The 23,463-nt window shown below is 47.2% G+C and carries 23 protein-coding genes; 16 read left to right on the top strand and 7 right to left on the bottom strand.

Annotation, left to right across the window (positions count from 1 at the left end):
- Window positions 1-10: 10 nt before the first annotated feature.
- Window positions 11-1,303, bottom strand: a complete 1,293-nt coding sequence (locus M3P05_RS00415) for a glycine/sarcosine/betaine reductase component B subunit (RefSeq protein WP_249697248.1) — start codon at window positions 1,301-1,303, stop codon at window positions 11-13.
- Between the two features lie 411 nt (window positions 1,304-1,714).
- Between M3P05_RS00415 and M3P05_RS20855 the strand changes: the two genes are divergently transcribed.
- The 5 genes from M3P05_RS20855 (at window position 1,715) to M3P05_RS00395 (ending at window position 6,208) form a co-directional block, all read left to right on the top strand.
- Window positions 1,715-1,837 (top strand): hypothetical protein, encoded by a 123-nt coding sequence (locus M3P05_RS20855; protein ID WP_283777617.1) that lies wholly within the window; start codon window positions 1,715-1,717, stop codon window positions 1,835-1,837.
- A gap of 95 nt (window positions 1,838-1,932) precedes the next feature.
- On the top strand, window positions 1,933-3,408 hold the full coding sequence (locus M3P05_RS00410; protein ID WP_249697247.1) for a sodium:solute symporter family protein: 1,476 nt from the start codon (window positions 1,933-1,935) through the stop codon (window positions 3,406-3,408).
- Window positions 3,409-3,544: 136 nt separating this feature from the next.
- Window positions 3,545-4,207, top strand: a complete 663-nt coding sequence (locus tag M3P05_RS00405) for a glutathione S-transferase family protein (RefSeq protein WP_249697246.1) — start codon at window positions 3,545-3,547, stop codon at window positions 4,205-4,207.
- 85 nt (window positions 4,208-4,292) lie between these two features.
- Complete coding sequence (locus M3P05_RS00400; protein ID WP_249697245.1) at window positions 4,293-5,273, top strand: YbgA family protein; 981 nt, start codon at window positions 4,293-4,295, stop codon at window positions 5,271-5,273.
- Entirely contained in the window at window positions 5,273-6,208 is a 936-nt protein-coding gene (locus M3P05_RS00395) for a MerR family transcriptional regulator (protein WP_249697244.1), read from the top strand. The genes M3P05_RS00400 and M3P05_RS00395 overlap by 1 nt, the downstream gene beginning before the upstream one ends.
- Here M3P05_RS00395 and M3P05_RS00390 read toward each other — a convergent pair.
- Window positions 6,177-7,040: a protein-tyrosine phosphatase family protein gene (locus M3P05_RS00390; RefSeq protein WP_249697243.1), complete on the bottom strand. Its 864-nt coding sequence runs from the start codon at window positions 7,038-7,040 to the stop codon at window positions 6,177-6,179. The two genes, M3P05_RS00395 and M3P05_RS00390, sit on opposite strands and share 32 nt — an antisense overlap.
- A gap of 164 nt (window positions 7,041-7,204) precedes the next feature.
- On the opposite strand from M3P05_RS00390, the gene nfo reads away from it, so the two are divergent.
- On the top strand, window positions 7,205-8,059 hold the full coding sequence (nfo, locus tag M3P05_RS00385; RefSeq protein ID WP_249697242.1) for a deoxyribonuclease IV: 855 nt from the start codon (window positions 7,205-7,207) through the stop codon (window positions 8,057-8,059).
- Between the two features lie 53 nt (window positions 8,060-8,112).
- A complete protein-coding gene (locus M3P05_RS00380; protein WP_249697241.1) occupies window positions 8,113-8,577 on the top strand; it encodes a YHS domain-containing (seleno)protein in 465 nt (154 codons plus the stop codon).
- Window positions 8,578-8,600: 23 nt separating this feature from the next.
- On the opposite strand, the gene serA is transcribed toward M3P05_RS00380, so the two are convergent.
- Window positions 8,601-9,830: a phosphoglycerate dehydrogenase gene (gene serA / locus M3P05_RS00375; protein WP_249697240.1), complete on the bottom strand. Its 1,230-nt coding sequence runs from the start codon at window positions 9,828-9,830 to the stop codon at window positions 8,601-8,603.
- Window positions 9,831-10,001: 171 nt separating this feature from the next.
- On the opposite strand from serA, the gene M3P05_RS00370 reads away from it, so the two are divergent.
- The 3 genes from M3P05_RS00370 to M3P05_RS00360 all read left to right on the top strand — a co-directional run bounded on the left by M3P05_RS00370 (window position 10,002) and on the right by M3P05_RS00360 (window position 12,586).
- Window positions 10,002-11,399 carry an FAD-binding oxidoreductase gene (locus M3P05_RS00370; RefSeq protein ID WP_249697239.1) on the top strand — a complete coding sequence of 466 codons (1,398 nt, stop codon included), beginning with the start codon at window positions 10,002-10,004 and terminating at the stop codon, window positions 11,397-11,399.
- A 236-nt stretch (window positions 11,400-11,635) separates the two neighbouring features.
- Complete coding sequence (locus M3P05_RS00365; RefSeq protein WP_249697238.1) at window positions 11,636-12,139, top strand: LysR family transcriptional regulator; 504 nt, start codon at window positions 11,636-11,638, stop codon at window positions 12,137-12,139.
- 99 nt (window positions 12,140-12,238) lie between these two features.
- Window positions 12,239-12,586 (top strand): LysR substrate-binding domain-containing protein, encoded by a 348-nt coding sequence (locus M3P05_RS00360; RefSeq protein WP_249697237.1) that lies wholly within the window; start codon window positions 12,239-12,241, stop codon window positions 12,584-12,586.
- A gap of 59 nt (window positions 12,587-12,645) precedes the next feature.
- On the opposite strand, the gene M3P05_RS00355 is transcribed toward M3P05_RS00360, so the two are convergent.
- The gene (locus tag M3P05_RS00355) at window positions 12,646-12,906 is read right to left on the bottom strand and encodes a DUF4404 family protein (protein ID WP_249697236.1); all 261 of its coding nucleotides are present in this window, start codon (window positions 12,904-12,906) and stop codon (window positions 12,646-12,648) included.
- A 191-nt stretch (window positions 12,907-13,097) separates the two neighbouring features.
- On the opposite strand from M3P05_RS00355, the gene M3P05_RS00350 reads away from it, so the two are divergent.
- Window positions 13,098-13,754, top strand: a complete 657-nt coding sequence (locus M3P05_RS00350) for a fumarylacetoacetate hydrolase family protein (protein WP_249697235.1) — start codon at window positions 13,098-13,100, stop codon at window positions 13,752-13,754.
- Window positions 13,755-13,761: 7 nt separating this feature from the next.
- On the opposite strand, the gene M3P05_RS00345 is transcribed toward M3P05_RS00350, so the two are convergent.
- The 3 genes from M3P05_RS00345 to M3P05_RS00335 all read right to left on the bottom strand — a co-directional run bounded on the left by M3P05_RS00345 (window position 13,762) and on the right by M3P05_RS00335 (window position 16,176).
- Window positions 13,762-14,175 carry an acyl-CoA thioesterase gene (locus M3P05_RS00345; protein WP_249697234.1) on the bottom strand — a complete coding sequence of 138 codons (414 nt, stop codon included), beginning with the start codon at window positions 14,173-14,175 and terminating at the stop codon, window positions 13,762-13,764.
- Window positions 14,176-14,248: 73 nt separating this feature from the next.
- The gene (locus M3P05_RS00340) at window positions 14,249-15,619 is read right to left on the bottom strand and encodes a TRAP transporter large permease (RefSeq protein WP_249697459.1); all 1,371 of its coding nucleotides are present in this window, start codon (window positions 15,617-15,619) and stop codon (window positions 14,249-14,251) included.
- Window positions 15,616-16,176: a TRAP transporter small permease subunit gene (locus M3P05_RS00335; RefSeq protein WP_249697233.1), complete on the bottom strand. Its 561-nt coding sequence runs from the start codon at window positions 16,174-16,176 to the stop codon at window positions 15,616-15,618. The genes M3P05_RS00340 and M3P05_RS00335 overlap by 4 nt, the downstream gene beginning before the upstream one ends.
- Before the next feature lie 239 nt (window positions 16,177-16,415).
- On the opposite strand from M3P05_RS00335, the gene M3P05_RS00330 reads away from it, so the two are divergent.
- The 5 genes from M3P05_RS00330 (at window position 16,416) to phoU (ending at window position 23,374) form a co-directional block, all read left to right on the top strand.
- Window positions 16,416-17,387 (top strand): PstS family phosphate ABC transporter substrate-binding protein, encoded by a 972-nt coding sequence (locus M3P05_RS00330; RefSeq protein WP_249697232.1) that lies wholly within the window; start codon window positions 16,416-16,418, stop codon window positions 17,385-17,387.
- Between the two features lie 199 nt (window positions 17,388-17,586).
- Window positions 17,587-19,854 carry an ABC transporter permease subunit gene (locus M3P05_RS00325; RefSeq protein ID WP_249697231.1) on the top strand — a complete coding sequence of 756 codons (2,268 nt, stop codon included), beginning with the start codon at window positions 17,587-17,589 and terminating at the stop codon, window positions 19,852-19,854.
- A 40-nt stretch (window positions 19,855-19,894) separates the two neighbouring features.
- Entirely contained in the window at window positions 19,895-21,559 is a 1,665-nt protein-coding gene (gene pstA / locus M3P05_RS00320) for a phosphate ABC transporter permease PstA (protein WP_249697458.1), read from the top strand.
- Window positions 21,560-21,699: 140 nt separating this feature from the next.
- The gene (gene pstB / locus M3P05_RS00315; RefSeq protein WP_249697230.1) at window positions 21,700-22,614 is read left to right on the top strand and encodes a phosphate ABC transporter ATP-binding protein PstB; all 915 of its coding nucleotides are present in this window, start codon (window positions 21,700-21,702) and stop codon (window positions 22,612-22,614) included.
- 19 nt (window positions 22,615-22,633) lie between these two features.
- Complete coding sequence (gene phoU / locus M3P05_RS00310; protein WP_249697229.1) at window positions 22,634-23,374, top strand: phosphate signaling complex protein PhoU; 741 nt, start codon at window positions 22,634-22,636, stop codon at window positions 23,372-23,374.
- Window positions 23,375-23,463: the final 89 nt, after the last annotated feature.

Here is a 23,463-nt window from a genome sequence, read left to right as displayed (position 1 = left end):
AAACCTCCTGTTAACCCGCACGAGCGGCCAGATTGTGGAAGCCAACAGCACTGGTAGCGCCGATAATGGCCTGAATCTCGATAGTCATGGAGCCATCTTCATGCAGTGAGCCTTCATAGCCGCCCACAATATGATCGGTTGTATCCAGGTGGCCGATAACAACATCCATGGCAGGAAGATCAACGACAGGGTTACCGTTTCCACAGGTCACCATGGCTTTGGCGCGATCGGTACTGTCTGCCAGTGCCTGGCTTTCACCCAGGCGGCCTGCGAACTCATCGGTAATCAGAACGGTCTTGATGCCTGCGTCCTCAAGGCGCTTGCAGTTCATTACCAGGTCGGTGTCAGGGTTGCCGTAACCTTCTTCGGTGACGATGACTGCATCCAGACCTAATTGTGAAGCCAGCTTGGTGGTAAAGGCTGAAGAACGTTCCTTGTCCTTCAGGGTGACGTTCTCATTAGTCACAATGGCACCGACAAAGTTGTAACGGGTACCGTGATGCTTGAACAGCTCATGAATAACAGGGTTGTTCTGGTGCATATATGTGGTGACTTTGTCGGAAGCCGCAACACAGTTGCCACTGGTCAGCGCACCATCCATTGCTTCGGTCGGTTCAAGCAAAGTAGGAAGAATCTGCTTGGCATCGACACCATAGAGATAGGTGTCGTGCATCAGACCCTGGCTCTGCAGCATATAGATGTAACCAACACGAGGAAGCTCAGGATTCTCTATCACCTGCTCTGCCAGTGACTTGGTTTCGTAGGTTGTGACTTCGTGTGGCTCGACATCCTTCGCCATACGGCCAACCCACAGGGCTGTTTCCTGGCCAACTTTACGCAGAATAGCTTCGTGTTCGTGTGGAGTGCAGCTTTCTTCAACTTCGGCAGTGATGACAAGGTTGAGCTTGTCTGAGAAGGGGCAGTAGTCTGCACCCGGACCGCTCATATCGATCACGCCTTCCTGGAAACCAACAATCTTGCCTGCGGTCACAATAGCCATGCCCTTCAGGACATGAGTACGACCACAACCAACCATTTCGTTCCCGTTGGCAGCTATGCCTGGGAATATGGCACCTTTGCCTTCAACTTTTACCCGGGGTTCCAGAACATCTTTCACGGGCATAATACGAACACTTTCGCCTGGGCGGGCGATGTTCAGCTCCAATGAAGTCAGGCGGTTATCCAGTGTTTTTAGATATGAAGTGAGTTCTTCGCGATTGATGCTGACAGTATGTCCTTCAACAGTACTGACAGATCCAAATTCCAGAGCATCGACATGAATGTCGCCGACTTCCAGTTTCATTGCATCATCTCCATCACCAGTACATTCTGGCTATTCAAATTAATAAGATGACCTTGTGTTTAGAAAGCAATAGAAACCCTTGCTAACTAAAAAAGAGCGTAGAAATAACAGGTTCAACAAATGCTTGATGAAAACACTAAACGTTATTCGCTGGTGATTAGTTTGATCTGAATCAATGACTAAATTTGTATATTTAATCAGGCAAATTAATGTTGGATTTAGCAAATAGTTGTCGTTTTAATTGCAGAACAAATATGAACTCAAAACAGGATTATTAATTGAATGAGCCTAATTGATTAGTTTGCAGCCAAAAAATTGTGGTTATGCTTTTTTAGTTACTTACTATCTGTGTACAAGGTAACAGTGAACGATAAATGCACAGTGACAATTAATATCAACAGGAGATTTAAAATGATTACAGGTTCCTGGACGATAGATTGGTTTATCATTCTTGGTCTTGTACAGCTAGTCCTCCCGACTGTTGTTTATTTCAAACGAGAAGCCGCCGGTGTTGGTGGAATTGGGGAAGATTAAGTAAGAAAGAATCTAACAATTTTTATTAATTCTTCAAAGCCACAAAAAACACTAAGAATTAGGTGTGAATAAAAGCACCTGAGGAGTTCTATGAGATGGAAGCTAATATAGCTAACTGGATCATCTTGGGCATCTCGGTCATGGTCCTCATATGGATGGGGTTCAAGACGAATAATACCGTTGTAAAAACATCTTCCGATGAAGGTGGTTTCTTGCTGGCCGGTCGTACTCTGGGACCATTTGTTGGTGCAGGTACAATTGTTGCCACAGGCTTCAGCGGGTGGGGATTTATGGGCTCCCCCGGTACTGCATACGCTTATGGAACCACAGAGCTGCTTGGAAACTTCTTCTTTGGTTTTTCCATGATTATTGCTGTTCTGTTTATTGCCAAGTTTCTTTATCGCCGTGCTTTGAAAATGGGAAGTCTGACAATTCCTGAGTTCCTGTCCCAGGTTCATGAAGGAACCGATAAAGAAAAGCGCACGGTTCAGGCTCTGGCATCAGTCATTACTGTTGTTCTACTCAGCGTATATATGGTTGGTCAGGTGAAAGCTCTGGGCCTTCTTGGGGGAACCTGGCTGGGTATATCCTTTGAAGCTGCCGCCGTTTTAATGGTTGCCATTATCGTGCTCTATACCAGTCTGGGTGGAATGGCTGCAATTGCCTGGACCGACACCCTGATGGTTGCCGGCATGAGCATCTCTGCAATTGTTATCTGCTTCCAGATTTTTTCCGATATTCCTCTGATGGACTTGATCGCAAAGCTGCGTGAAATTGCACCAGCACATATTGATCCGCCAACAGCTGAACCATACGGTTCAACTAAAGGGCATATGTCCATGCTGGTTCCTTATACTTTGATGTTCAGCGCAGTGCTTCCTTATATGTCTATCCGTCTGATGTCGTTCAGACCTGATGTAAAAGCACACCAGTGCGCTTTGATCGCTGCCCCAGTCGCTTTGCTTCTCAGTCTGGTGCCAATCGTTGGTCTGTACATGCGTGTTCGTATGCCAGGTCTTGAAATTGCGGATAATGCAATGCCCATGTACCTGCAGAATTTCATGCCACCTCTGATTGCTGGTGTGATAACTCTGTTTATCCTGTTTGCAATGCAGTCAACAGCTAACTCCGTGCTTCACGTAGTTGCTTCCGCGATTTCACACGATCTGCGCAAGGCCATAAACCCAAACAAGAAGTTACCTCATAAGAAGGCGCTTTCTTTCAACCGGATAATGGTTGTTCTGTTTGGCGGTATCAGTTTACTGCTGATGGCATTTGCCCCTCCATACATGCTGAACCTGATTGCCATTATCGGTACTGGCACTTTGAATGCTGCACTCCTTGGTCCCCTGCTTATCAGTGCCTTCTGGCGTGGTAATGCCAAAGGTGCGATTGCAGCCATGCTGACAGGTTTCGTGGTGTGTGGAATTCTTATGGCTCAGGGTGGTCTTGGCTGGATTGAGCCTCCCATCTATGCAAGTGTTGTTTCTGTTATCGCCTATGTAGTTGTTAGTAAGATGACAGCTAAAGCTGGCCAGGGAGTTGGTGAACCAACTCATTCCATGGCTTGATCGAAAAACCTGTTTAAAAAGCTCAACTCTTTTAGGGTTGAGCTTTTTTTGTATTGGATATTTGTAAAAGTAAAAGACTGAAAAAGAAATGAGGAGATAAACTAGGCCGATAAATGCTAACTGGGAGGAGATTAAAATGAGTCAGAACATAGAGCTTATCAGCTTTAAGCTTTGCCCATTTGTTCAGCGTTCAGTGATTACCCTTCTGGAGAAAAAAGTTCCATTTGATATAACTTATATTGACTTGAGTAATAAACCTGACTGGTTTTTGGAGTTATCCCCGACTGGAAAGGTTCCGGTATTGAAGACTCAGGGAGAAGTGGTATTTGAGTCAGCTGTCATTAATGAATATCTGGATGAAATTACGCCACCATCGCTTCACCCCAAAGACCCTCTTATAAAAGCAAAGCATCGCGCCTGGATTGAATTCTCCTCCAGTCTGTTGATGGGGCAGTACAAAGTTGCCTTTGCGCAGGATAGAAATGCGGCAGAGGAAGAACAAAAAGCATTAACTAAGCAGTTGGCACATTTGGAAAAGTCTGTCAGTGATGGGCCATTGTTCGCCGGTCAGGATTTCTGTCTTGTGGATGCTGCTGTAGCACCATTCTTTATGAGAGTTGATCTCCATAATCGTCATTTCGGTGTCGATATTCTTGATGGTTTTAGTAGGTTGAAGACTTGGCAGTCAGCTCTGCTGGACAGGGATTCTGTGCGTTATTCAGTTGTGGATAACTTTGAGGCGTTAACAATGGAACGCCTTGAAGCAGGTAACAGCTGGATGGTTCAAGAAAGTAAATAACCCCATTCTTTGTAAATGACCTTTGTCATTCCCCAAAAGGTTGTACACTATTTTTAGTGTGTACAACCTTTTGGACGCGCGACTCATGCCTATCGTAGAACGTCAGGAACACGAAAGAACAATAACCCTTGGTATCAGTGCCTGCCTGGTTGGACAAAAAGTCCGTTATAACGGTGATCACAAACGCTCCAGCATGGTGCTCAATATTCTGGATAAGTTTTTCCACCTGCGTGCCGTTTGTCCGGAAGTTGAGATAGGCATGGGAGTTCCCCGAGAACCCATAAGACTGGTGGGAGAACCCGATCAGGATTACAGGGTTGTTGGGTCGGATCACCCAGAGAATGATTTCACGGAGCAACTGCTGGACTTTGGCCATAAAACAGGAGAAGCACTGGATAAAGATATCAGTGGCTACATCCTGATGCAGCGCAGCCCAAGCTGCGGAATGGAGCGGGTCAAGATCTACCACAAGAACGGGCATCCTCTGGGTGCAAGTGGCCCGGGAATGTATGCCCGGGCACTGATGGAAACCTGTCCGTTACTGCCTGTTGAAGAAGAAGGCCGCCTCCATGATTCTGTTTTAAGGGACAACTTTTTTACCCGGGTTATCGCATGGCACCGGTGGCAACAAGAGATGCGTGACAATTCCACATATGCCGGTCTCGTGGCTTATCACTCTGCGTACAAATATATCCTTATGGCCCACAGTCCCCAGAATTACCGAAAACTCGGGCAGATGGTCTCCGTAGGAAAGAAAAAGCCAGTTGAAGAAACAGCTTCAGAGTATATCCAGCTGTTTATGGATACTTTGAAGCAGCGGGCAAATCGCAAGAGCCATACGAATGTGATGCTGCATCTTTTGGGCTATATGAAGAAGACTCTAAGTGATGAGTCCCGACACACCATGCTTGAACTGATAGAGCAGTATCGCATTGGCCAGATTCCCCTGGTTGTTCCTGTCACCATGCTGCGGCACTTTCTGAATATTCATGGAAGCCAGTATGTGAAGGATCAGGTTTATCTCCAGCCTCACCCTGAAGAGCTGGGTTTGAGGAATACCATTTAATGCCAAAGACAGATGCACCTGCGGATGTTGAGACAGGTGTGTTCTATCCTATTCGCGAAGTATCCCGGATTACGGGCGTTAACTCGGTAACCCTGCGGGCCTGGGAACGACGATATGGACTGATTATTCCTTTTAGAACAGGAAAGGGGCATCGGCTCTACAGCGGTGACCATATCGCTCTCATTAAAACAATAACCGGTTGGGTGGATAGAGGAGTCCCTGTCGGGAAAGTAAAAGCACTGTTGCATCAGGAACTGGATAATTTCAATGAATCTTCCAGTGATGCTGATGTTGATCTCGATGAAGAATGGAGCAAACAGCGAAAAGAGTTTATTGACGCTGTAAGAAGTTTTGATGAACCCCATCTTGATACGCTTTATAGCTCTGCCTTAAAACTCTATCCCGTGGAAGTTGTCACAGAGAGATTGGTTCGACCTGTTATCGACCTGCTGTCCAGAGAGTGGCAGTCTCAGGGAGTGATGGGCATGGAGCAGGGGTTCATGTACAGCTATTTTCGAATTGCAGTTGGCTCACGGATCTATCACGCATCTCAGAGAAACCAGGGCCCCCTGATTCTTTGCGCTAACTGCCTGGAAGATGAGAATGAACTCTACAGCTGGCTGCAGGCTTTATCTGTCTGTGAAAGTGCCGGCCGAGCCCGGTTACTTCCGGCCGGGATGTCACTTTACGATATTGGTATAACAGCTATTCGCTCTAAGTGTGATGCGGTTCTTTTAAGCAGTGATAAAGCTTTGCACAGAGAGACCCTTGAGCGGGAACTTCCCCGGTTGGCCCGTATTTTGAGAAGACCGGTTGCAATCAGCGGACAGAGTACATCTATTCATCGGGAAGAGTTGAAATATATAGATATTAATGCGCTGGGAAATAATCCTGGCTGCTCGGCTAGAGAGCTGCTTGGTGACTGTAAGATTTAAATGTTTTGGGCAGTAGACCGGAGCATAGTGTTAGGCCATATCTGTAGAGTGATCTGTATTGATGGGCACTTTCTACAAACTTTTTGTCTCGGGTTTCCCTACCATACGTGATCAGCTCTCTAAGGACATTTTCCAGATTTTCTTTAGTCAGGATTTTTTTATCTGAAAGAGTTTTCAAAGCCATAGCAATAATCAAAGTGGCAGTTCTTCCTATGCCATAGTGGCAATGAATAACCCCAGGGCTTATGAAATTACAGCAGGTAGCCTGAAGAATGAGTACCAGAAAGTGTAGATCTGCTGGCATAAGCCCTTTCTGACCAGGCCAGTTAAGTACTTCAAGAGATGGTACTGTTACTCTCTCGGAAGATTTGGTACTGGGTGAGAATTCAATAGTTCTACTGTATACGGGAATATTGGAACTCGGTGATGCAGTGTATGTGCTTTCAGAAATAACCAAGTTTCGGTAAGAACACTCACTGGCATTTTCGGAGTGGGTATGGCTCAGATAATTAGCCCCATCCTTGCTGGCAAGATTAATGAGATAAGCAGGGTTTTGTCTGACAAGATCCCAGAACAAATCAAAAGAATTCTTGATAGGGGCACGGGCGGCTACCACATCAAGGATATGCCGTGAGTTATAACTAAGGCTTATCAGGTTAGCATCCCAGTCAGTAGTCACTCCTTTACTATTTGTGACCGAAAAACCTCGATTTCTGGAACACCCCTTAGGAAGACTATCAAACTGCTGGTCTAGCTCTTCATCTGTTACCTCTTTAGGGACTACTGGTGACATGCCAGGAGATATAGAAGCACCAAGTGTTATTTTATTCATATCTATCTCTAGGGAATCCTTATCAGTATCAGTTTGATTAAGAGAGATCCAGGCCAGTTCATAACAAGGATGTCAGTTATAAGATTCCCATCGAAATGACCTTGAAGAAATTATGCAGGAGTCAGGCATAATGAGCCCGAAAATATCGAATCTGGAGCTCGGGCTTGAGTCATAAGAAATATATCGGAGCACATGTCAGCGCCGCAGGAGGTGTTGAGAATACTCCTTTAAATGCCCATAAACTGGGAGCAAGTGCTTTTGCACTGTTCACCAAGAATCAACGTCAGTGGAAGGCTAAACCTCTTACCGAGAAGAATATCAAATTGTTCAAGGAGAGGTGTGAGCAGTATGGGTTTGCTCCGGAACAGGTTCTTCCCCATGACAGTTACCTGATTAACCTGGGGCATCCGGAAGAAGAGGCTTTGGAAAAATCCCGCGTTGCATTTGTTGATGAAATGGAACGCTGTATGCAGTTGGGGCTGGACCGTCTGAACTTTCATCCAGGAAGCCATTTGCGCTCAATTTCTGAAGAAGAGTGTTGTGAAAGAGTTGCTGAGTCCATCAATCTGGCTTTGGATCGGACGGATGGAATTATTGCTGTTATCGAGAATACAGCTGGTCAGGGCAGCAATCTTGGCTGGAAATTTGAGCACCTGGCATGGATTATTAACGGCGTGAAAGATAAGAGCCGGGTTGGTGTCTGTCTGGATACATGCCACACCTTTGCTGCTGGCTATGACCTTCGAACCGCCGCAGCCTGTGAGAAGACATTTGCTGAGTTTGAGAAAGTCGTTGGCTTCAAGTACCTCAAAGGCATGCATATCAATGATTCCAAAGGGGAATTTGGCTCCAGAAAGGATCGTCATCACAGCCTTGGAGAAGGTGAAATCGGCTGGGACTGTTTTGGCTATATCATGGGAGACTCCCGCTTTGATGGTGTCCCTATGGTGCTGGAAACCATTGATGAGATCATTTGGAGTGACGAAATTCAGGCGTTAAACCGTATGGCTCTGGGGTAGAGCAGAATTGGAGGCTAACCTTAGATTCAGGTGCTTTCAGGGAGGAAAGGCACATGAGCAGGGCCAGATGGGTTAGAGCTCTCTTCATATTTTTACTGGCAGCTGGCTTTTCAGCCGCTGTGCAGGCTGCAGAACGCTTTCATACAACAGCTTTGGGTAATGCTGCTGTAGGTGGCTATGATGCTGTGGCCTATTTTACGGAAGGTAAGCCTTTGAAAGGATTGAGAAAGTTTACTTTCCGCTGGCAGGGGGCGAACTGGCGGTTTGCTTCAATGCAGAATATGGATCTGTTTAAGAGTAATCCGGAGAAATACGCTCCACGATATGGTGGCCACTGTGCCTGGGCTGTATCGGCAAGAAAAATGCTGTACAGAGGAAATCCCAGAAGTTGGCAGATTGTTGATGGTGCGCTCTATCTTAATCACAACCCGTCGGTCGAAAAGCGCTGGCTGGATGATGTGAGTGGTCATATCCAGAAGGCGGACACTGTCTGGGATGAATTAAACGAAGACCGGTAGTCCGGTCTTCGTTTTTACAGACGCTAGTAAAGAACCCTACACCTGATTGTTCCCTCAACCTCGCGCAGGCGCTCAATCACATTCTTACTGTGCTGAGCTTCCACATCTGTGACCACATAACCGATCTTGTCATTGGTCTGCAGGTACTGACCACTGATGTTGATATTGTCATCTGAATAGATCTGGTTGATATGGCTTAGAACGCCGGGAATATTATGATGCACATGAAGGATACGGTGGTTGCCATCATGTGCAGGAAGTGATGCTTCCGGGAAGTTTACAGACGACAGTGATGTACCATTATCACTGTAACGCACCAGCTTATGGGCAACTTCCTTGCCGATGTTGGCCTGGGCTTCCAGCGTGCTGCCACCAATATGAGGGGTCAGAATAACGTTATCAAACTCCCTCAGTGGAGAAATGAATTCATCACTGTTGGAGTGTGGTTCTTCCGGGAATACATCAATAGCCGCACCAAGAAGGTGTTTGTCTTTCAAAGAGCGCGTCAGTGCCTCAATATCAACAACAGTACCTCGGGCTGCATTGATCAGGATGCTGCCTTTCTTCATCACGCAAAGTTCATGCTCTCCAATCATCCACTGGGTTGCAGGGGTTTCCGGGACATGAAGTGTGACAATATCCGCTGTGGTCAGGAGATCATCCAGGCGGTCGATCTGTGTCGCATTACCGAGAGGCAACTTGGTTTCAATATCGTAGAAGCAGACTTCCATTCCAAGGGATTCCGCCATAACACTCAGTTGGCTGCCAATATTGCCGTAGCCGATAATTCCCAGTTTCTTACCCCGAACTTCATAAGAGTTCTGGGCGGTTTTCATCCACCCGCCCCTGTGAGCGGAAGCATTCTTCTCGGGAATGCCTCTGGCAAGCAGGATCGCTTCAGCTAACACCAGCTCAGCTACTGATCTGGTGTTGGAATAAGGGGCGTTAAAAACAGGGACACCAAACTCTGTTGCGGCCCCAATATCAACTTGGTTGGTTCCGATGCAGAAACACCCGACTCCGATAAGTTTTTCGGCAACTTCGAAGATGTTACGGGTTAACTGGGTCCGGGAGCGGATACCCACAAAATGCGCATCCGAGATCTTTTTCTTAAGCTCATTATCCGGCAGTGCTGTCTTCAGGTATTCAATATTGTGATAGCCGGCAGCCTGCAGTGCATCGACTGCAGACTGATGCACGCCCTCGAGAAGCAAAAAACGAATCTTGCTCTTTTCGAGTGAAGTTGTGGTCATTCTCTAGTCCTGACTGCTTATTAAATTAATTCTTTTCAATATTTGAGGTTGTGTTTATAGACCGGTCCCCCTCCGGGATTGTCATATTACCATAGCGATACGAAATGGGAGGGAAAAAACTTCGGTAAATGCGTACAATCGGTCTGACGAAGTTCGGACAGTGAAAGAATAATGAATCATAAGCCGTTGAAGTTAATAGAAGACCTCGAAACTGCTGTGGCCCCGGCGCGAGTTCTGACTGATTCTGATTCCCTTCAGCAGTATGGCCGTGACTGGACTCGCTTTCACACACCTGCACCCCTGGCAATAGTATTGCCCTCTTCTGTTGAGGAAGTTCAGGCTGTTGTTCGATTTGCCCGAGAAAACCAGATTGGACTGGTTCCATCCGGGGGAAGAACGGGATTAAGTGCTTCCGCCGTGGCGACGAATGGCGAAATAGTGGTCGCCTTTGACCGAATGAAAAAGATCAGTAACTTCAATCCCATCGATAGAACTGTTGTTTGTGAGCCGGGTGTTATCACTGAGCAGCTACAACAATTTGCTGAAGAGAAGGATCTATTCTATCCAGTCGATTTTGCCTCAAGCGGTTCCAGCCAGATTGGCGGCAATATTGCTACCAATGCTGGTGGCATAAAGGTGATTCGTTACGGCATGACCCGCGACTGGGTTGTTGGGTTAAAGGTTGTTACAGGAACTGGTGAACTTCTGGAATTAAATGGCGGTCTTGTTAAAAACAACACAGGCTATGATCTCCGCCAGCTCTTCATTGGTGGAGAGGGAACGCTTGGGTTTATTGTTGAAGCAACAATGAAGTTAACGCGCCCACCGGAAAACCTGACTGCTCTTATGCTGGGAGCAGAAGATATGAATGGCGTGATGTCCATTTTGAAAGCCTTTCAGCAAAAGGTTGATCTGACTGCCTTTGAGTTTTTCTCCGAGCAGGCGTTATCCCGAGTTGTTGAACACAGCCAGGTTCAGCGACCATTTGATACGCCAACCCCTTTTTATGCTTTGCTTGAGTTTGAGAACACCAGCGAAGCCATTTCCGATACGGTTATGGAGTTGTTCGAGCACTGTATGGAACAGGGCTGGGTTCTGGATGGCGTGATGAGTCAGAGTATTTCCCAGTTGCAGAATTTGTGGGCATGCCGGGAGTTTATCAGCGAAACCATAACCCGATGGACGCCTTACAAGAACGATATATCTGTTGTCGTTTCCAAGGTTCCAGAGTTTCTTGCCGAGATTGATAACGTAGTTAATCGTGAATATCCGGAGTTCGAGATTATCTGGTTTGGTCATATTGGTGATGGCAATTTGCATCTGAATATACTCAAACCTGATTCACTCTCAACTGAAGAGTTTCTGCAAAAGTGTAATCACGTAAGTAAGTGGGTCTTTGAAATTGTGCAGGAGTATGTTGGTTCCATTTCTGCCGAGCACGGTGTTGGCTTGCTGAAAAAAGATTATCTGACTTATACCCGCAGTGAAGCTGAAATTGATTTGATGCGAGGGATTAAGAAAGTCTTTGATCCAGATGGAATAATGAATCCAGGTAAAATCTTCGATTAATAAAAAAGCCCTGGCAAACCAAGGCTTTTAAAATTCCTTGCCATTTCCATGGCTCAAGAACGGCATCTCCACTTACGGCTGATTACTTAATCACGACATTTGTTAAGGCTGGATCAATGTATCGAGAGATATGCATCGGTAAAATATCGCAGTAATGATGCTTAATTCGTGGTTAATCGATATAAGACATTATTTAACTGCATTCAAAAAATGATGACTTTGAATAATTGTGATGAATGAAGCAGGTGCAGGATGCCGATATAAAATTACTTCGTGTATTTGTCACCATTGTTAACTGTGGCGGATTTTCCGCTGCGCAATCTGTTTTAAATCTGAGACAGTCAACAATAAGCGAATATATGAACAGGCCTGAAACCCGCTTGGGGGTAAAGCTCTGTTTAAGAGGTCGTGCGGGTTTCAGTCTGACAGAGCCTGGTGAAAGAGCTTACAAGGCAGCATTGCAGTTATTGCGTTCAGTTGAAGAATTTCGGCTGGAAGCTGCTGGTTTAACAGAAACTCTACAGGGCGAGTTAAGAATCGGATTGATCGATAATACGATTACCAATGCAGAGTTTCGTTTTGTTGATGCCATCCGGCGTTTTAATCATCTGGCAGAAAATGTGCGCATTGATATTGAAGTTCATTCACCACATGAACTTGAGCAGCATGTTCTGGATGGCTGGATGGCTGGATGGCTGGATGGCTGGATGGCTGGTTGGCTGGATGCACACCGCGATTAGCCCTTTTCCGGTAAAAATTCTAGGCATCACTTACGAAGAGATCTTTACTGAACGCCACAATGTTTATTGTGGAATTGGGCACCCCTGTTTGATGGTGAAGTGACAAAAGAAAAGATCAGTCAGAGCCGTATTATCGTTCATGGCTATGGACATGAAGTGGACTTAAGGCTTTTGCAGGCCGATGCTGCTTCGGCGGTGGTTGATAATATGGAAGCGGAAGCACTTTTAGTAATGACTGGTCGGTATATTGGTTTTCTTCCTACTCATTATGCTGAACGCTGGGTCAGGCGGGGTGAACTAAAGCCACTTATGCCTGAGCAACTCTGTTATGAGTCTCCTTTTTATCTCATTACCAAGTCGGGTGCTTATCAATCTCAGGTTATGCAGGCTTTTCTGGATCACTTTAGGGAATGCACTGCAACCATGCAGTTAAAGAAAAGTGCCTAGCTCATATAGCTAGATATTATTGGATGGGCACTTGCGTGCCCTCCCCCTCATTGTTCTTATCAGATGCCAATATTGTCCAGAGTATTCATTATCTGACGTATAATCTGGGCAATGGCCGGATGATCTTCAGTGAAACGCACGGCTTCCTGTTCCAGGGCTTCGTTATAAGCATTTTCTGGAATCGTACCATCGGCCTGAGCAAGAGCGATTTCAATCTCAGTGGTTATCTGTTTTAGGGATGCGGCAGTGCATTCGTCGACCGGCTGGCCTTCGAGTATATCGTGCAGGTTCTGGATATGGGCCTGAAGCTGTTCACTCATAGTTATTCTCCACCAGATCGCCCTTTCATCATAGACCAGCCCTTACGTTGAGTGGAATAGCTGTGAACTATCTTGTGTTCAGTTTCTCTCTGCCCTGATGAAGTTTCCGTGCAGTTATTATTCTCAGTGGTGCTGCCAGTGGCTGTATAATAGCCGTTTGAAATAATGATAAAGACAAGCAGGTGAGACTTATGGGGTATCAACACCAGTGGTTTGATGGTTCGACTATTGATTTACCTGTTGGGAAAGTCGTCTGTGTAGGGCGCAATTACGCTGAACATGCCAAGGAACTGAATAACCCCATTCCTGTCCAACCCCTTCTTTTTATGAAACCTGCAACATCGCTGGTGCCGATGAATCAGCCGGTTCAGCTGAGGCAGGATTCCATCCACTATGAAACAGAAATAGCTCTTCTGATCAGCGAGCCACTAACCAGAGTTTCAGAAACGGAAGCAGAAAAAGGAATTGGTGGGTTAGGCGTTGCCCTTGATCTGACTTTACGGGATTTGCAAAGCTGCCTGAAGGAGAAAGGGCACCCCTGGGAAATTGCTAAAGGATTTGATGGAGCCTGTCCTGTCTCTGAGTTTGTCTCCTATACAAAAGATATTCAGCTAGATGATATAGCCGTTCGGCTCACCATTGATGATGAAATCAGGCAGGATGGTAATAGTGCTCAGATGCTGACCGGTATCTTGGCCCTTCTCAGTTATATCAGCCAGCATTTTACGTTACAGCCTGGGGATATAGTTCTTACAGGAACTCCCAAAGGAGTGGGGCAGCTCAACCAGGGAATGAGATTGGTGGCTGAGCTGCCGGATCTGGTTTCCGCGACGACAAGTGTAAATTAGAAGAAGTTTACCGAATACGGCGGGTACGGCGGTTATCGTCAATTGCAACAAACACAAAAGTTCCTTCCGTGACCTTATGTGAGTGCTGTCCCGCAGCTGGCCGTACCCAGACTTCGACATCTATATGAATTGAGCTGCTGCCAATGCTAGTCACATTGGTGTAGCAGCACACCATATCGCCTACTTCTATGGGTCTGATAAACGTCAGCTGGTGGATAGCGACGGTGGCAACTCTGCCATCGGCAATTTTTCGGGCAGTCACTTCAGCTGCCAGATCCATCTGGGAGACAACCCAGCCACCAAGAATGTCACGATCCTGGTTGGTATCTTTGGGAAGGGCTGCAACCTGCAGAGTCAGCTCTCCCTGAGGCTCCGGGTTAAGATCAACTTCCTTATCAAGTTCGAGTTCCAGAATGTCCATAAAGCAATTCCATTTATTCTTATTGTTTTTATTTTTCTAGCTCATGGCTGTTTGGAGCTGCCCTGACATATAATTAGTTATAAATTTTGTCTGGCAGCCAGGTTACAAGTTCGGGCCATACGGCAAGGATCGCAAGTAAAACAAGCTGAATCCCTACAAATGGCGCTACACCCCGGTAGATATCTGTCGTTTTGATTGTTGCCGGGGCAACACCTCGCAGATAAAACAGGGCAAAACCAAAGGGAGGTGTTAAAAACGACGTCTGCAGATTAACAGCAATCATTATGCCTAGCCAGACTGGATCAAGTCCCATTGCCAGCAGGGCCGGGCCGACAATTGGCACAACAACAAAAGTAATTTCAATAAAATCAAGAATAAAGCCCAGAAGGAAGATCACCAGCATGACAACGAGTGTGGCTCCAAAAACTCCACCAGGAAGATTGCTGAACAGTTCCTGAATCAGCTCATCACCGCCATATCCACGAAAAACCAGCGAGAAGACAGAAGCACCGATCAAAATCATAAACACCATACAGGTGATTCGGGTTGTGCTGGTCACAACTTCTGACAGCTTATTCAAAGACATTTGACGTTTGATGATGGCAAGAATGGTGGCACCTAGGGCACCAACGCCAGCAGCTTCTGTTGGAGTCGCAATACCGGTAAGAATTGAACCAAGTACTGCACCGATTAGAATTAGAGGCGGAAACAGGCTGTTAACAAGCTGTAAGAACGAAATTTGTACCTCACCATCATCATAAGCAGGTGAACTTTCCGGCTTCAGAACAGCCATAGTCCCAAGATAGAGAATGTAGAGTCCAACCAGAATCAGGCCGGGGATAATTGCCCCAACAAACAGGTCTCCAACAGAGACTGTTTCCGGCGAGAAGATTCCTTGTTGTAGTTGTGCCTGTTGAAATGCACTGGACAGAACATCACCAAGAAGAACCAAAGCAATGGAGGGAGGGATAATCTGCCCCAGTGTTCCAGTGGCACAGATTGCACCTGTCGCCAGCTTTGGGTCATACCCTCTGCGCAACATGCTTGGAAGCGACATCAAGCCCATGGTGACAACTGTTGCCCCGACAATACCTGTACTGGCAGCCAGCAACATACCAACAAGGGTGACTGAAATGCCCAACCCTCCGCGGATACGGCCAAACAACCGGGCCATACTGTCCAGAAGGTCTTCAGCGATCCGGGATTTCTCCAGCATCACTCCCATTAGCACGAATAAAGGGACAGCAAGCAGAGTCTGGTTGGTCATAATGCCGTAAAGACGACTGGGAAGAGCTGTTAGGAATGAAGGCTCAAAGAAACCGTTAACAAGCCCTACCCCGGCAAATATTAATGCTGTTCCAGCGAGCGAGAATGCAACGGGATATCCTGCAAGAAGAACAATGCAGACAACGGCAAACATATAAAGAGGCATGAATTCCATTATGCGGCCTCCTCTAATTCATTGTTGGATATGCTGTTTTGTTGAGGATTAACAATCGCATCAACAGCTTTTAAAAACTCTGCAACCCCCTGAAGAACCAGGGTTGCTACAAGAACAAGAATCAGGCTTTTTAATAGATATACTGCTGGAAGCCCTCCCGGATCATGGGATGTTTCCCTGATATCCCAGGCTCTATCCACATAATCCCAGCTGATAAAGCCGATAAAAAGGCAAACAGGAAGAAGGAATAGAATTGATCCCAGGGAGTCAACTATGCCGCGGGTTCGGGGAGAGAAGCGCCGATAGAAAATATCAACGCGCACGTGGCCATTATGTCGAAGTGTGTAGCCACAGGCTGAGAGAAAAATAATTGCATGGATGTAAATCGCCAGTTCCTGGAGAGCAATTGATCCCATGTTCAGAACATATCGCAGCAAAACAACTGCAAATACGCTCAACATAAGCGCGATATTTAACCAGGAAATAACTCGGCCAAAGGTTTCAGTAAATGAATCGATGAAGTGAACAATCCGGCGGGAAGATCGGAGTAATGCTGACATATAACGTCCCGGTACTGCTTTGTAATTATTGTTGTGGGCAGTATACCGATTGCTGCGGCGGGGGGTAAGACTCGGCCCGCTGATTGAGGAGTTAATTGTAATCTTTCTGTCACATACTATTCACATAATCGTCATCAAGGAGTCGGATACTGGCTTCGCTCAAGAAATTTCACTGGGCAGATAGTTCGCAAGCAGTAACGCGCATTGCCTGAAAATAGAATGGTGACCCGGAGAACACAATGAAACTGAAAGGCCTTGCAACAGCACTGACTCTGGCGGCCGCCAGTATTTCGTTTACGGCCCAGGCCAGCAAAGTCGATGCTGATATTCCTACATACACCAAAGCCAGTGGTGTATCAGGTAATCTTTCCAGTGTTGGTTCCGACACTCTGGCCAACCTGATGACCCTGTGGGCTGAAGACTTCAAGCGCACTTATCCTAATGTAAATATCCAGATTCAGGCTGCTGGTTCTTCTACTGCGCCGCCTGCGCTGACTGAAGGAACTTCAAATCTCGGCCCCATGAGCCGTAAGATGAAGGACAAGGAACTGGCCGCATTCGAGAAGAAATTCGGTTACAAGCCAACGGCTGTTCCTGTAGCGATTGACGCTCTGGCCGTGTTTGTAAACAAGGACAACCCTGTAAAGGGTCTGACCATGGCTCAGGTTGATGCTGTCTTCTCTTCCACGTTGAAGTGTGGTGGCGATAAGAAGATTACTTCCTGGGGGGATACTGGTCTGACTGGCCCTTGGACGAATCGTGATGTGCAGCTTTATGGTCGTAACTCTGTATCCGGCACATACGGTTACTTCAAGAAGAAAGCTCTCTGTAAGGGTGACTTCAAGAATAATGTAAATGAGCAGCCAGGTTCTGCTTCTGTCGTACAGTCTGTATCTGCTTCCCTGAACGGTATTGGTTATTCCGGTATCGGCTACAAGACTTCCAGTGTTCGTACTGTACCTTTGGCAAAGAAAGCAGGTCAGCCTTTTGTAGAAGCTAATCCTGATAATGCTGTGAATGGTTCCTACCCGCTGTCACGTTTCCTCTATGTTTACGTGAACAAGCAGCCTAACAAGCCTCTGGCTCCAATTGAGCGTGAGTTCCTGAAGATGGTTCTCTCCCAGCAGGGCCAGGAAGTTGTTGTGAAGGATGGTTATATTCCTCTGCCTACCAAGGTTGTTGAAAAGCAGCTGAGTGCTTTGGGTATGTGATATCTGATTCATATGAGTTGAAAAAAGCGCTGTCTCCTGAATGGAGGCAGCGTTTTTTTTGTTTATAAGACTGGCATTAGCTGTTATTCCAGGGCGGTTTTCTTTAAACATTTGCGGTATGACTCTTTTGTAATATTAGTGTCACATTGCGCGGTTACTGTTCGCTCATGACAGACCGATCCGGTATGAAATCACTCAAATGAGCCAACAAATTTCTTCCTCATCGACTCCGGATATCTCTTTTGATACCCCGGCACTTTTGAGATACCGCAACGTGCGCAAGCTCAAGGATCGGGCTGCCCGCTATGGTATTGCCACTGGCGGTCTTGGCGTAATTGTTGCGATTACTCTGATCTTCTTTTATCTGCTGTTTGAAGTCGTACCGCTGTTCCGTTCTGCGGATGTTCATAAACAGGTGGCATACTCTCTGCCTGTGACGGCTGGTGAAAGTCTGTATCTGGCTATGGAAGAGCAGGCTGAAATTGGTTTGCAGGTATCCTCAAGTGGTGAGGCCAAATTCTTCGATACTCAGGATGGCTCCTTGCGGCTGCAAAGCCAGTTGCCTGTGCCCGCAGGTGTAACCGTTTCTGCTTTTGCTGAGAGTGCGCCAGGCAGTAACCTGCTGATTGCGGGGCTATCCAATGGTTCTGCCATTATTTTTAAGCATGATTACAAGATCACCTGGCCGAATGATCAGCGTCTGATAACGCCTTTTATTGAATACCCCTATGGCGAAGAGCCAATAACTGTTTCTGAAGGCTTCCCCCTTGATGAAGTGGCGATAAGGGATTCTGAAGAAGTCCTCACTATTGCCGGTTCCAGCGGTGGCCAGCTATTCATGACCCGCCTCAACAAGGAAGTTGATTTCCTGACTGAAGAGATCACCCTGACCCGTGAGCAGGTCACTATGCCGATGATTGGCGGTAAAGTCCGCCGGCTATTGCTTGATCCTGATAGGAAATGGCTGTTTGCACTTTCCGGTAATGACGATCTTTCTGTTCTGGATATTAAAAGCCTGGTTCCCTATGTGAAGCGGGTTGTGCCGCTGGCAGAAGATTCCCATACCGTAACCTCACTGGAGTTTCTGCTGGGAGGCATTTCGCTGCTGGCAGGTGACAGCGATGGCAATATCAGTCAATGGTTTATGGTGCGCAATCAATCGGGCAAAGAAGACCTGACCCGTATTCGCAGCTTCAAACAGGGTGATGCCGTTATCACCAGCATTATTCCTGAACACCGTCGTAAAGGCTTCCTGGCTTTGGATAGTGCCGGTGTTCTGGGCCTCTACAGTACGACAGCTAACAGACAGGTTCTGACAACCAAAATTGCTGATCAGAATGTTGCTTTTACCGGAATTGCTCCCCGTGCAAACGGTTTGCTGGTGCGTACCGGTGATGATATGGCCTTCTGGTCTGTAGAGAATGAACACCCGGAAGTGTCCTGGTCGGCATTGTGGGATGAAGTCTGGTACGAATCCTACGGTGAGCCTGAATATATCTGGCAGTCTTCCGCATCCAATAATGACTTTGAGCCCAAGTTAAGCCTGATGCCACTGGCATTCGGTACTTTGAAAGCGGCTTTCTACGCCATGCTGCTGGCAACACCTCTGGCAATCTGTGGAGCGATCTACACGGCTTACTTTATGGCTCCAGGAATGCGTCGAAAGGTTAAGCCGGTTATTGAATTAATGGAGGCATTGCCAACAGTCATTCTCGGTTTCCTCGCCGGTTTGTGGCTGGCTCCTTACGTTGAGAACAACCTCCCCGGAATATTCAGTTTGCTGATACTGCTTCCATTTGGTGTGCTGCTGTTTGCATGGTTCTGGGATCGTCTGCCACTGAGTATTCGTGGCCGGGTTGGTGAAGGCTGGCAGGCAGCCATGCTGGTTCCGGTCATTCTGATCTTTGGCTGGCTGGCAATGAGTTTGAGTGGAGCCATGGAGTCACTGTTTTTTGGTGGCGATATGCGCAGCTGGATTACTCATGATCTGGGTATTCCCTATGACCAGCGTAATGCCCTGGTTGTTGGTCTGGCGATGGGCTTTGCAGTAATTCCGACAATTTTCTCCATTGCTGAAGATGCGATCTTCAGTGTGCCCAAGCACCTGTCTTATGGTTCGCTGGCTTTGGGAGCCACTCCCTGGCAGACCTTGACCAAGGTTGTTCTGCTGACAGCAAGCCCCGGTATTTTCTCTGCAGTCATGATCGGTATGGGGCGGGCTGTTGGTGAAACCATGATTGTTCTGATGGCAACCGGTAACACGCCGATTATGGATGCCAATATTTTTGAAGGCATGCGAACACTGGCGGCAAATATCGCTGTGGAAATGCCTGAATCGGAAGTGGGCAGCTCTCACTACCGGATCCTGTTCCTGGCTGCACTGGTGCTGTTCCTGTTCACCTTTGTTGTGAACACACTGGCTGAGATGGTTCGCCACCGTCTGCGCCAGAAGTACAGCTCTCTTTAATTCAGTAAGTGGCCCAAGAATTTAGCGACGGTAAATGACGATGAAAATAACTGTCAGCAACTGGTTCAAAAGCGGTTCGCCATGGGTATGGCTGAATGCCGGAGCTGTTGCCGTAAGTGTTGTGATGGTTCTCGGACTGCTGGCTCTGATAGCTGTGCGTGGTCTGGGACATTTCTGGCCAACAGCTATTGTGGCTGCGGATTACACCATTCCTGGCAACAGTCAGGTTCAGGTTATGGGGCAGATTGCAGATGTTGAGGAAATACCAGCCCAGCGTCTTGTGGATGCAGGGTTGCCAAAGCCAGGTAACAAAGCACTGATTGATCGCCAGTTGATCAAGGTTGGTAACCGAGATGTTAGCGGCAGTGATTTTGTCTGGGTAGTAAAACCCTGGTTGCAGAATGTCAGCCATCCTAAAGATGCCATTGCCCTTGAACGACGGGAGTGGGGTAACTTTTACGGTTTCCTGAAAGATGTTCGCCAGAATGGTTCTGTTGTAGCGTCAGGCACAGAAGCCTGGGCTGCACTCCAGGACAGCATTGAGCGAGCTGAAGATATTTACTCCCAGATCTACAAAATTGAGAAGAAAGAAATCGGCCACATCAACAGTGGCCTGGAGCGTCTGCGCCTGAAGGAACGCAGTCTGGAGCTGAAAGGCACAAATACGCCGGAAGCGCTGGCGGATATTGCTGCGAGCCGGGCTGTACTTGATGCCGAATATAAGGTTTTGGAAAAGGAGCTGGGTGATCTCTATGCTGCTTTCACCCGGGATAGCATTCAGGCACAAACCATCGACAACAACATAGTCGATATCAATGTTTCCAAGATTGTGCGGGCCTATCAGCCCAACGCTATGGGTTTCTTTGGCAAGGTAGGCTTCTACGGTGACAAGATTTGGGAATTTGTCAGCGACGATCCCCGTGAAGCCAATACAGAAGGTGGTATTTTCCCGGCCATTTTTGGTACGGTGATGATGGTTATTATTATGTCCATTATCGTTACGCCATTTGGTGTGATTGCCGCTGTTTACCTTCGTGAGTATGCCAAGCAGGGTTTTGTCACTCGTGTGATCCGGGTTGCGGTTAACAACCTCGCCGGTGTTCCGTCCATTGTTTACGGTGTATTTGGTCTGGGCTTCTTTGTCTACTTCCTGGGTAGCCATATGGATCAGCTGTTCTTCCCGGAAGCTCTGCCTTCTCCCACCTTCGGCACGCCTGGCTTGCTGTGGGCATCTATCACTCTGGCTCTTCTGACTCTGCCGGTTGTGATTGTTGCTACTGAAGAAGGGTTGTCCCGAATTCCTTCAACCGTACGTGAAGGAAGCCTTGCCCTTGGAGCAACCAAGGCAGAAACCTTGTGGCGCGTTGTGCTGCCAATGGCCAGCCCTGCCATGATGACCGGTTTGATTCTGGCTGTTGCCCGTGCAGCTGGCGAAGTGGCGCCGCTGATGCTGGTGGGTGTTGTAAAGCTGGCTCCGAGTTTGCCGCTGGATGGGAATTACCCCTTCCTGCATCTTGATCAGAAGTTTATGCACCTTGGCTTCCATATTTATGATGTGGGCTTCCAGAGCCCGAACGTTGAGGCTGCGCGGCCTTTGGTTTATGCCACTGCGCTGTTGCTGGTCATTGTTATTGCTGTGCTGAACCTTTCAGCTGTCGCGATTCGAAACCACCTGCGTGAGAAGTACAAAGCTCTCGAGATTTAGAGATACGCAGAAAGTTGTTAGGGGGCTGGTCATCAATCATGGGCCAGCCTGAAACGGACACTGCTCTGAATATGAAATTTTGATGAATTTTTTTGGCATAACGGTTTATTCAGAGTAAAAATGAGAGTAGAAGGCTAACCATGACTGAATCAGTGGCAGTAGCCCAGGACGAAAAAGTCGAGACCGTGCAATCATTTGAGCAACCTAACGGGGAACCAGCCACGCAGGAGCATAAAACCCACGGTATTAACCTGGATTCTCTTGGTCGTGGGCGGCGCAAGCTTTCTCTTGAAGAGGAAGAAACCTGTCTTGATATTCATGATCTCAATCTCTTCTACGGTGAAAAGCAGGCATTATTTGGCATCAATATGCCGATACCCAAAAAGCGTGTAACTGCATTCATTGGGCCATCAGGCTGTGGTAAATCAACTCTGCTTCGCAGCCTCAACCGGATGAACGATCTGGTGGAGAGTTGCAAGATTGATGGTGAAGTAATTCTGGATGGCGAGGAAGATATCTATCACAAGCGCGTTGATGTTTCTGATCTTCGCCGCCGGGTTGGTATGGTATTCCAGAAACCAAACCCGTTTCCAAAAAGTATTTATGAAAACGTAGCCTATGGACTGCGTATTCAGGGAATTAATAAAAAGCGTGTTCTGGATGACACTGTAGAGTGGGCATTGAAGGGGGCTGCTCTCTGGGAAGAAGTAAAGGATCGTCTGCACGACAGCGCACTGGGACTTTCCGGTGGTCAGCAACAGCGTCTTGTTATTGCCAGAACGATTGCGGTAAAGCCTGAAGTTCTGCTGTTGGATGAACCGGCCTCTGCTCTTGATCCCATTTCCACGCTAAAAATTGAAGAGCTTATTAACGAACTGAAAGACAGATTCACCATTGTTATCGTAACCCACAATATGCAGCAGGCGGCGCGTGTTTCTGATTACACCGCCTTTATGTACATGGGGCAACTGATTGAATTTGGTGATACTGATACCATCTTTACCAATCCTCGTGAGAAGAAGACCGAGGATTACATTACCGGTCGCTACGGTTAGAACCCAAGGATAATAATTTATGTCAGTGGATATGAACACGGATCTGAACCAGCACATTTCTCAGCAGTTCAATACTGAGCTGGAAGAGTTGCGTAGTCAGCTGCTGGCTATGGGCGGCGCTGTTGAGAAACAGGTTTCAGATGCCATTGATTCCCTTATTGATGCCGATAGTGAACTGGCGCTCAGCGTTCGGGCAAAAGACGACGATGTAAACTTTATGGAAGTTTCCATTGATGAGGAAGCATCCCGTATTCTGGCTCGTCGCCAACCGGCTGCATCAGACCTGCGACTGGTCATTGCCTGCACCAAAGCTTCAACTGATCTGGAGCGTATTGGTGACGAAGCTGCCAAAATCGCCCGCTTCTCCATGGAGCTGGCTGAGAATGGTGAGTCACCCAGGGGTTATATTGAAGCTCGTCATATTGGTACTCATGTGCGCAAAATGGTGCAGGATGCTCTGAATGCCTTTGCCCGCTTTGATGCTGATATGGCTCTTGCTGTTGCTCAGGAAGATAAGTCTGTTGATAGAGAATACCGCTCTGCCATGCGCGAGCTGGTGACTTACATGATGGAAGATCCCCGCTCAATTACCCGGGTGCTTAACATTATGTGGGTACTGCGTTCCCTGGAACGTATTGGTGACCATGCTCGGAATATCGCTGAGTACGTTATCTATCTGGTGAAAGGAACTGATGTTCGTCACATAGGGCTCAAGAAAATGAAGGCTGAGGTTTTTGAACGTTCACCTTCGGATGCATAAAAGCCGCTTTTGTTGATTATGTGTAAGGGCTGGGACATTACCCCGGCCCTTTTCTTTTTCAGAACACCATCTACCTTGTCTCTGTCATA

This window comes from Parendozoicomonas callyspongiae (assembly GCF_023502345.1).
GTDB classification, from domain to species: Bacteria; Pseudomonadota; Gammaproteobacteria; order Pseudomonadales; family Endozoicomonadaceae; genus Sansalvadorimonas; species Sansalvadorimonas callyspongiae.
This window is presented reverse-complemented; position numbering and strand designations above follow the sequence as displayed.

Coding starts and splice junctions, on each gene's coding strand:
- M3P05_RS20855 (WP_283777617.1), top strand. CDS start 1,715: ATGATTACAGGTTCCTGGACGATAGATTGGTTTATCATTCTTGGTCTT.
- M3P05_RS00350 (WP_249697235.1), top strand. CDS start 13,098: ATGGGGTATCAACACCAGTGGTTTGATGGTTCGACTATTGATTTACCT.
- M3P05_RS00355 (WP_249697236.1), bottom strand. CDS start 12,906: ATGAGTGAACAGCTTCAGGCCCATATCCAGAACCTGCACGATATACTC.
- M3P05_RS00400 (WP_249697245.1), top strand. CDS start 4,293: ATGCCTATCGTAGAACGTCAGGAACACGAAAGAACAATAACCCTTGGT.
- M3P05_RS00380 (WP_249697241.1), top strand. CDS start 8,113: ATGAGCAGGGCCAGATGGGTTAGAGCTCTCTTCATATTTTTACTGGCA.
- M3P05_RS00370 (WP_249697239.1), top strand. CDS start 10,002: ATGAATCATAAGCCGTTGAAGTTAATAGAAGACCTCGAAACTGCTGTG.
- phoU (WP_249697229.1), top strand. CDS start 22,634: ATGTCAGTGGATATGAACACGGATCTGAACCAGCACATTTCTCAGCAG.
- M3P05_RS00405 (WP_249697246.1), top strand. CDS start 3,545: ATGAGTCAGAACATAGAGCTTATCAGCTTTAAGCTTTGCCCATTTGTT.
- M3P05_RS00365 (WP_249697238.1), top strand. CDS start 11,636: ATGAAGCAGGTGCAGGATGCCGATATAAAATTACTTCGTGTATTTGTC.
- pstA (WP_249697458.1), top strand. CDS start 19,895: ATGAAAATAACTGTCAGCAACTGGTTCAAAAGCGGTTCGCCATGGGTA.
- M3P05_RS00325 (WP_249697231.1), top strand. CDS start 17,587: ATGAGCCAACAAATTTCTTCCTCATCGACTCCGGATATCTCTTTTGAT.
- M3P05_RS00395 (WP_249697244.1), top strand. CDS start 5,273: ATGCCAAAGACAGATGCACCTGCGGATGTTGAGACAGGTGTGTTCTAT.
- M3P05_RS00390 (WP_249697243.1), bottom strand. CDS start 7,040: ATGAATAAAATAACACTTGGTGCTTCTATATCTCCTGGCATGTCACCA.
- M3P05_RS00345 (WP_249697234.1), bottom strand. CDS start 14,175: ATGGACATTCTGGAACTCGAACTTGATAAGGAAGTTGATCTTAACCCG.
- M3P05_RS00415 (WP_249697248.1), bottom strand. CDS start 1,303: ATGAAACTGGAAGTCGGCGACATTCATGTCGATGCTCTGGAATTTGGA.
- pstB (WP_249697230.1), top strand. CDS start 21,700: ATGACTGAATCAGTGGCAGTAGCCCAGGACGAAAAAGTCGAGACCGTG.
- M3P05_RS00335 (WP_249697233.1), bottom strand. CDS start 16,176: ATGTCAGCATTACTCCGATCTTCCCGCCGGATTGTTCACTTCATCGAT.
- M3P05_RS00410 (WP_249697247.1), top strand. CDS start 1,933: ATGGAAGCTAATATAGCTAACTGGATCATCTTGGGCATCTCGGTCATG.
- serA (WP_249697240.1), bottom strand. CDS start 9,830: ATGACCACAACTTCACTCGAAAAGAGCAAGATTCGTTTTTTGCTTCTC.
- M3P05_RS00330 (WP_249697232.1), top strand. CDS start 16,416: ATGAAACTGAAAGGCCTTGCAACAGCACTGACTCTGGCGGCCGCCAGT.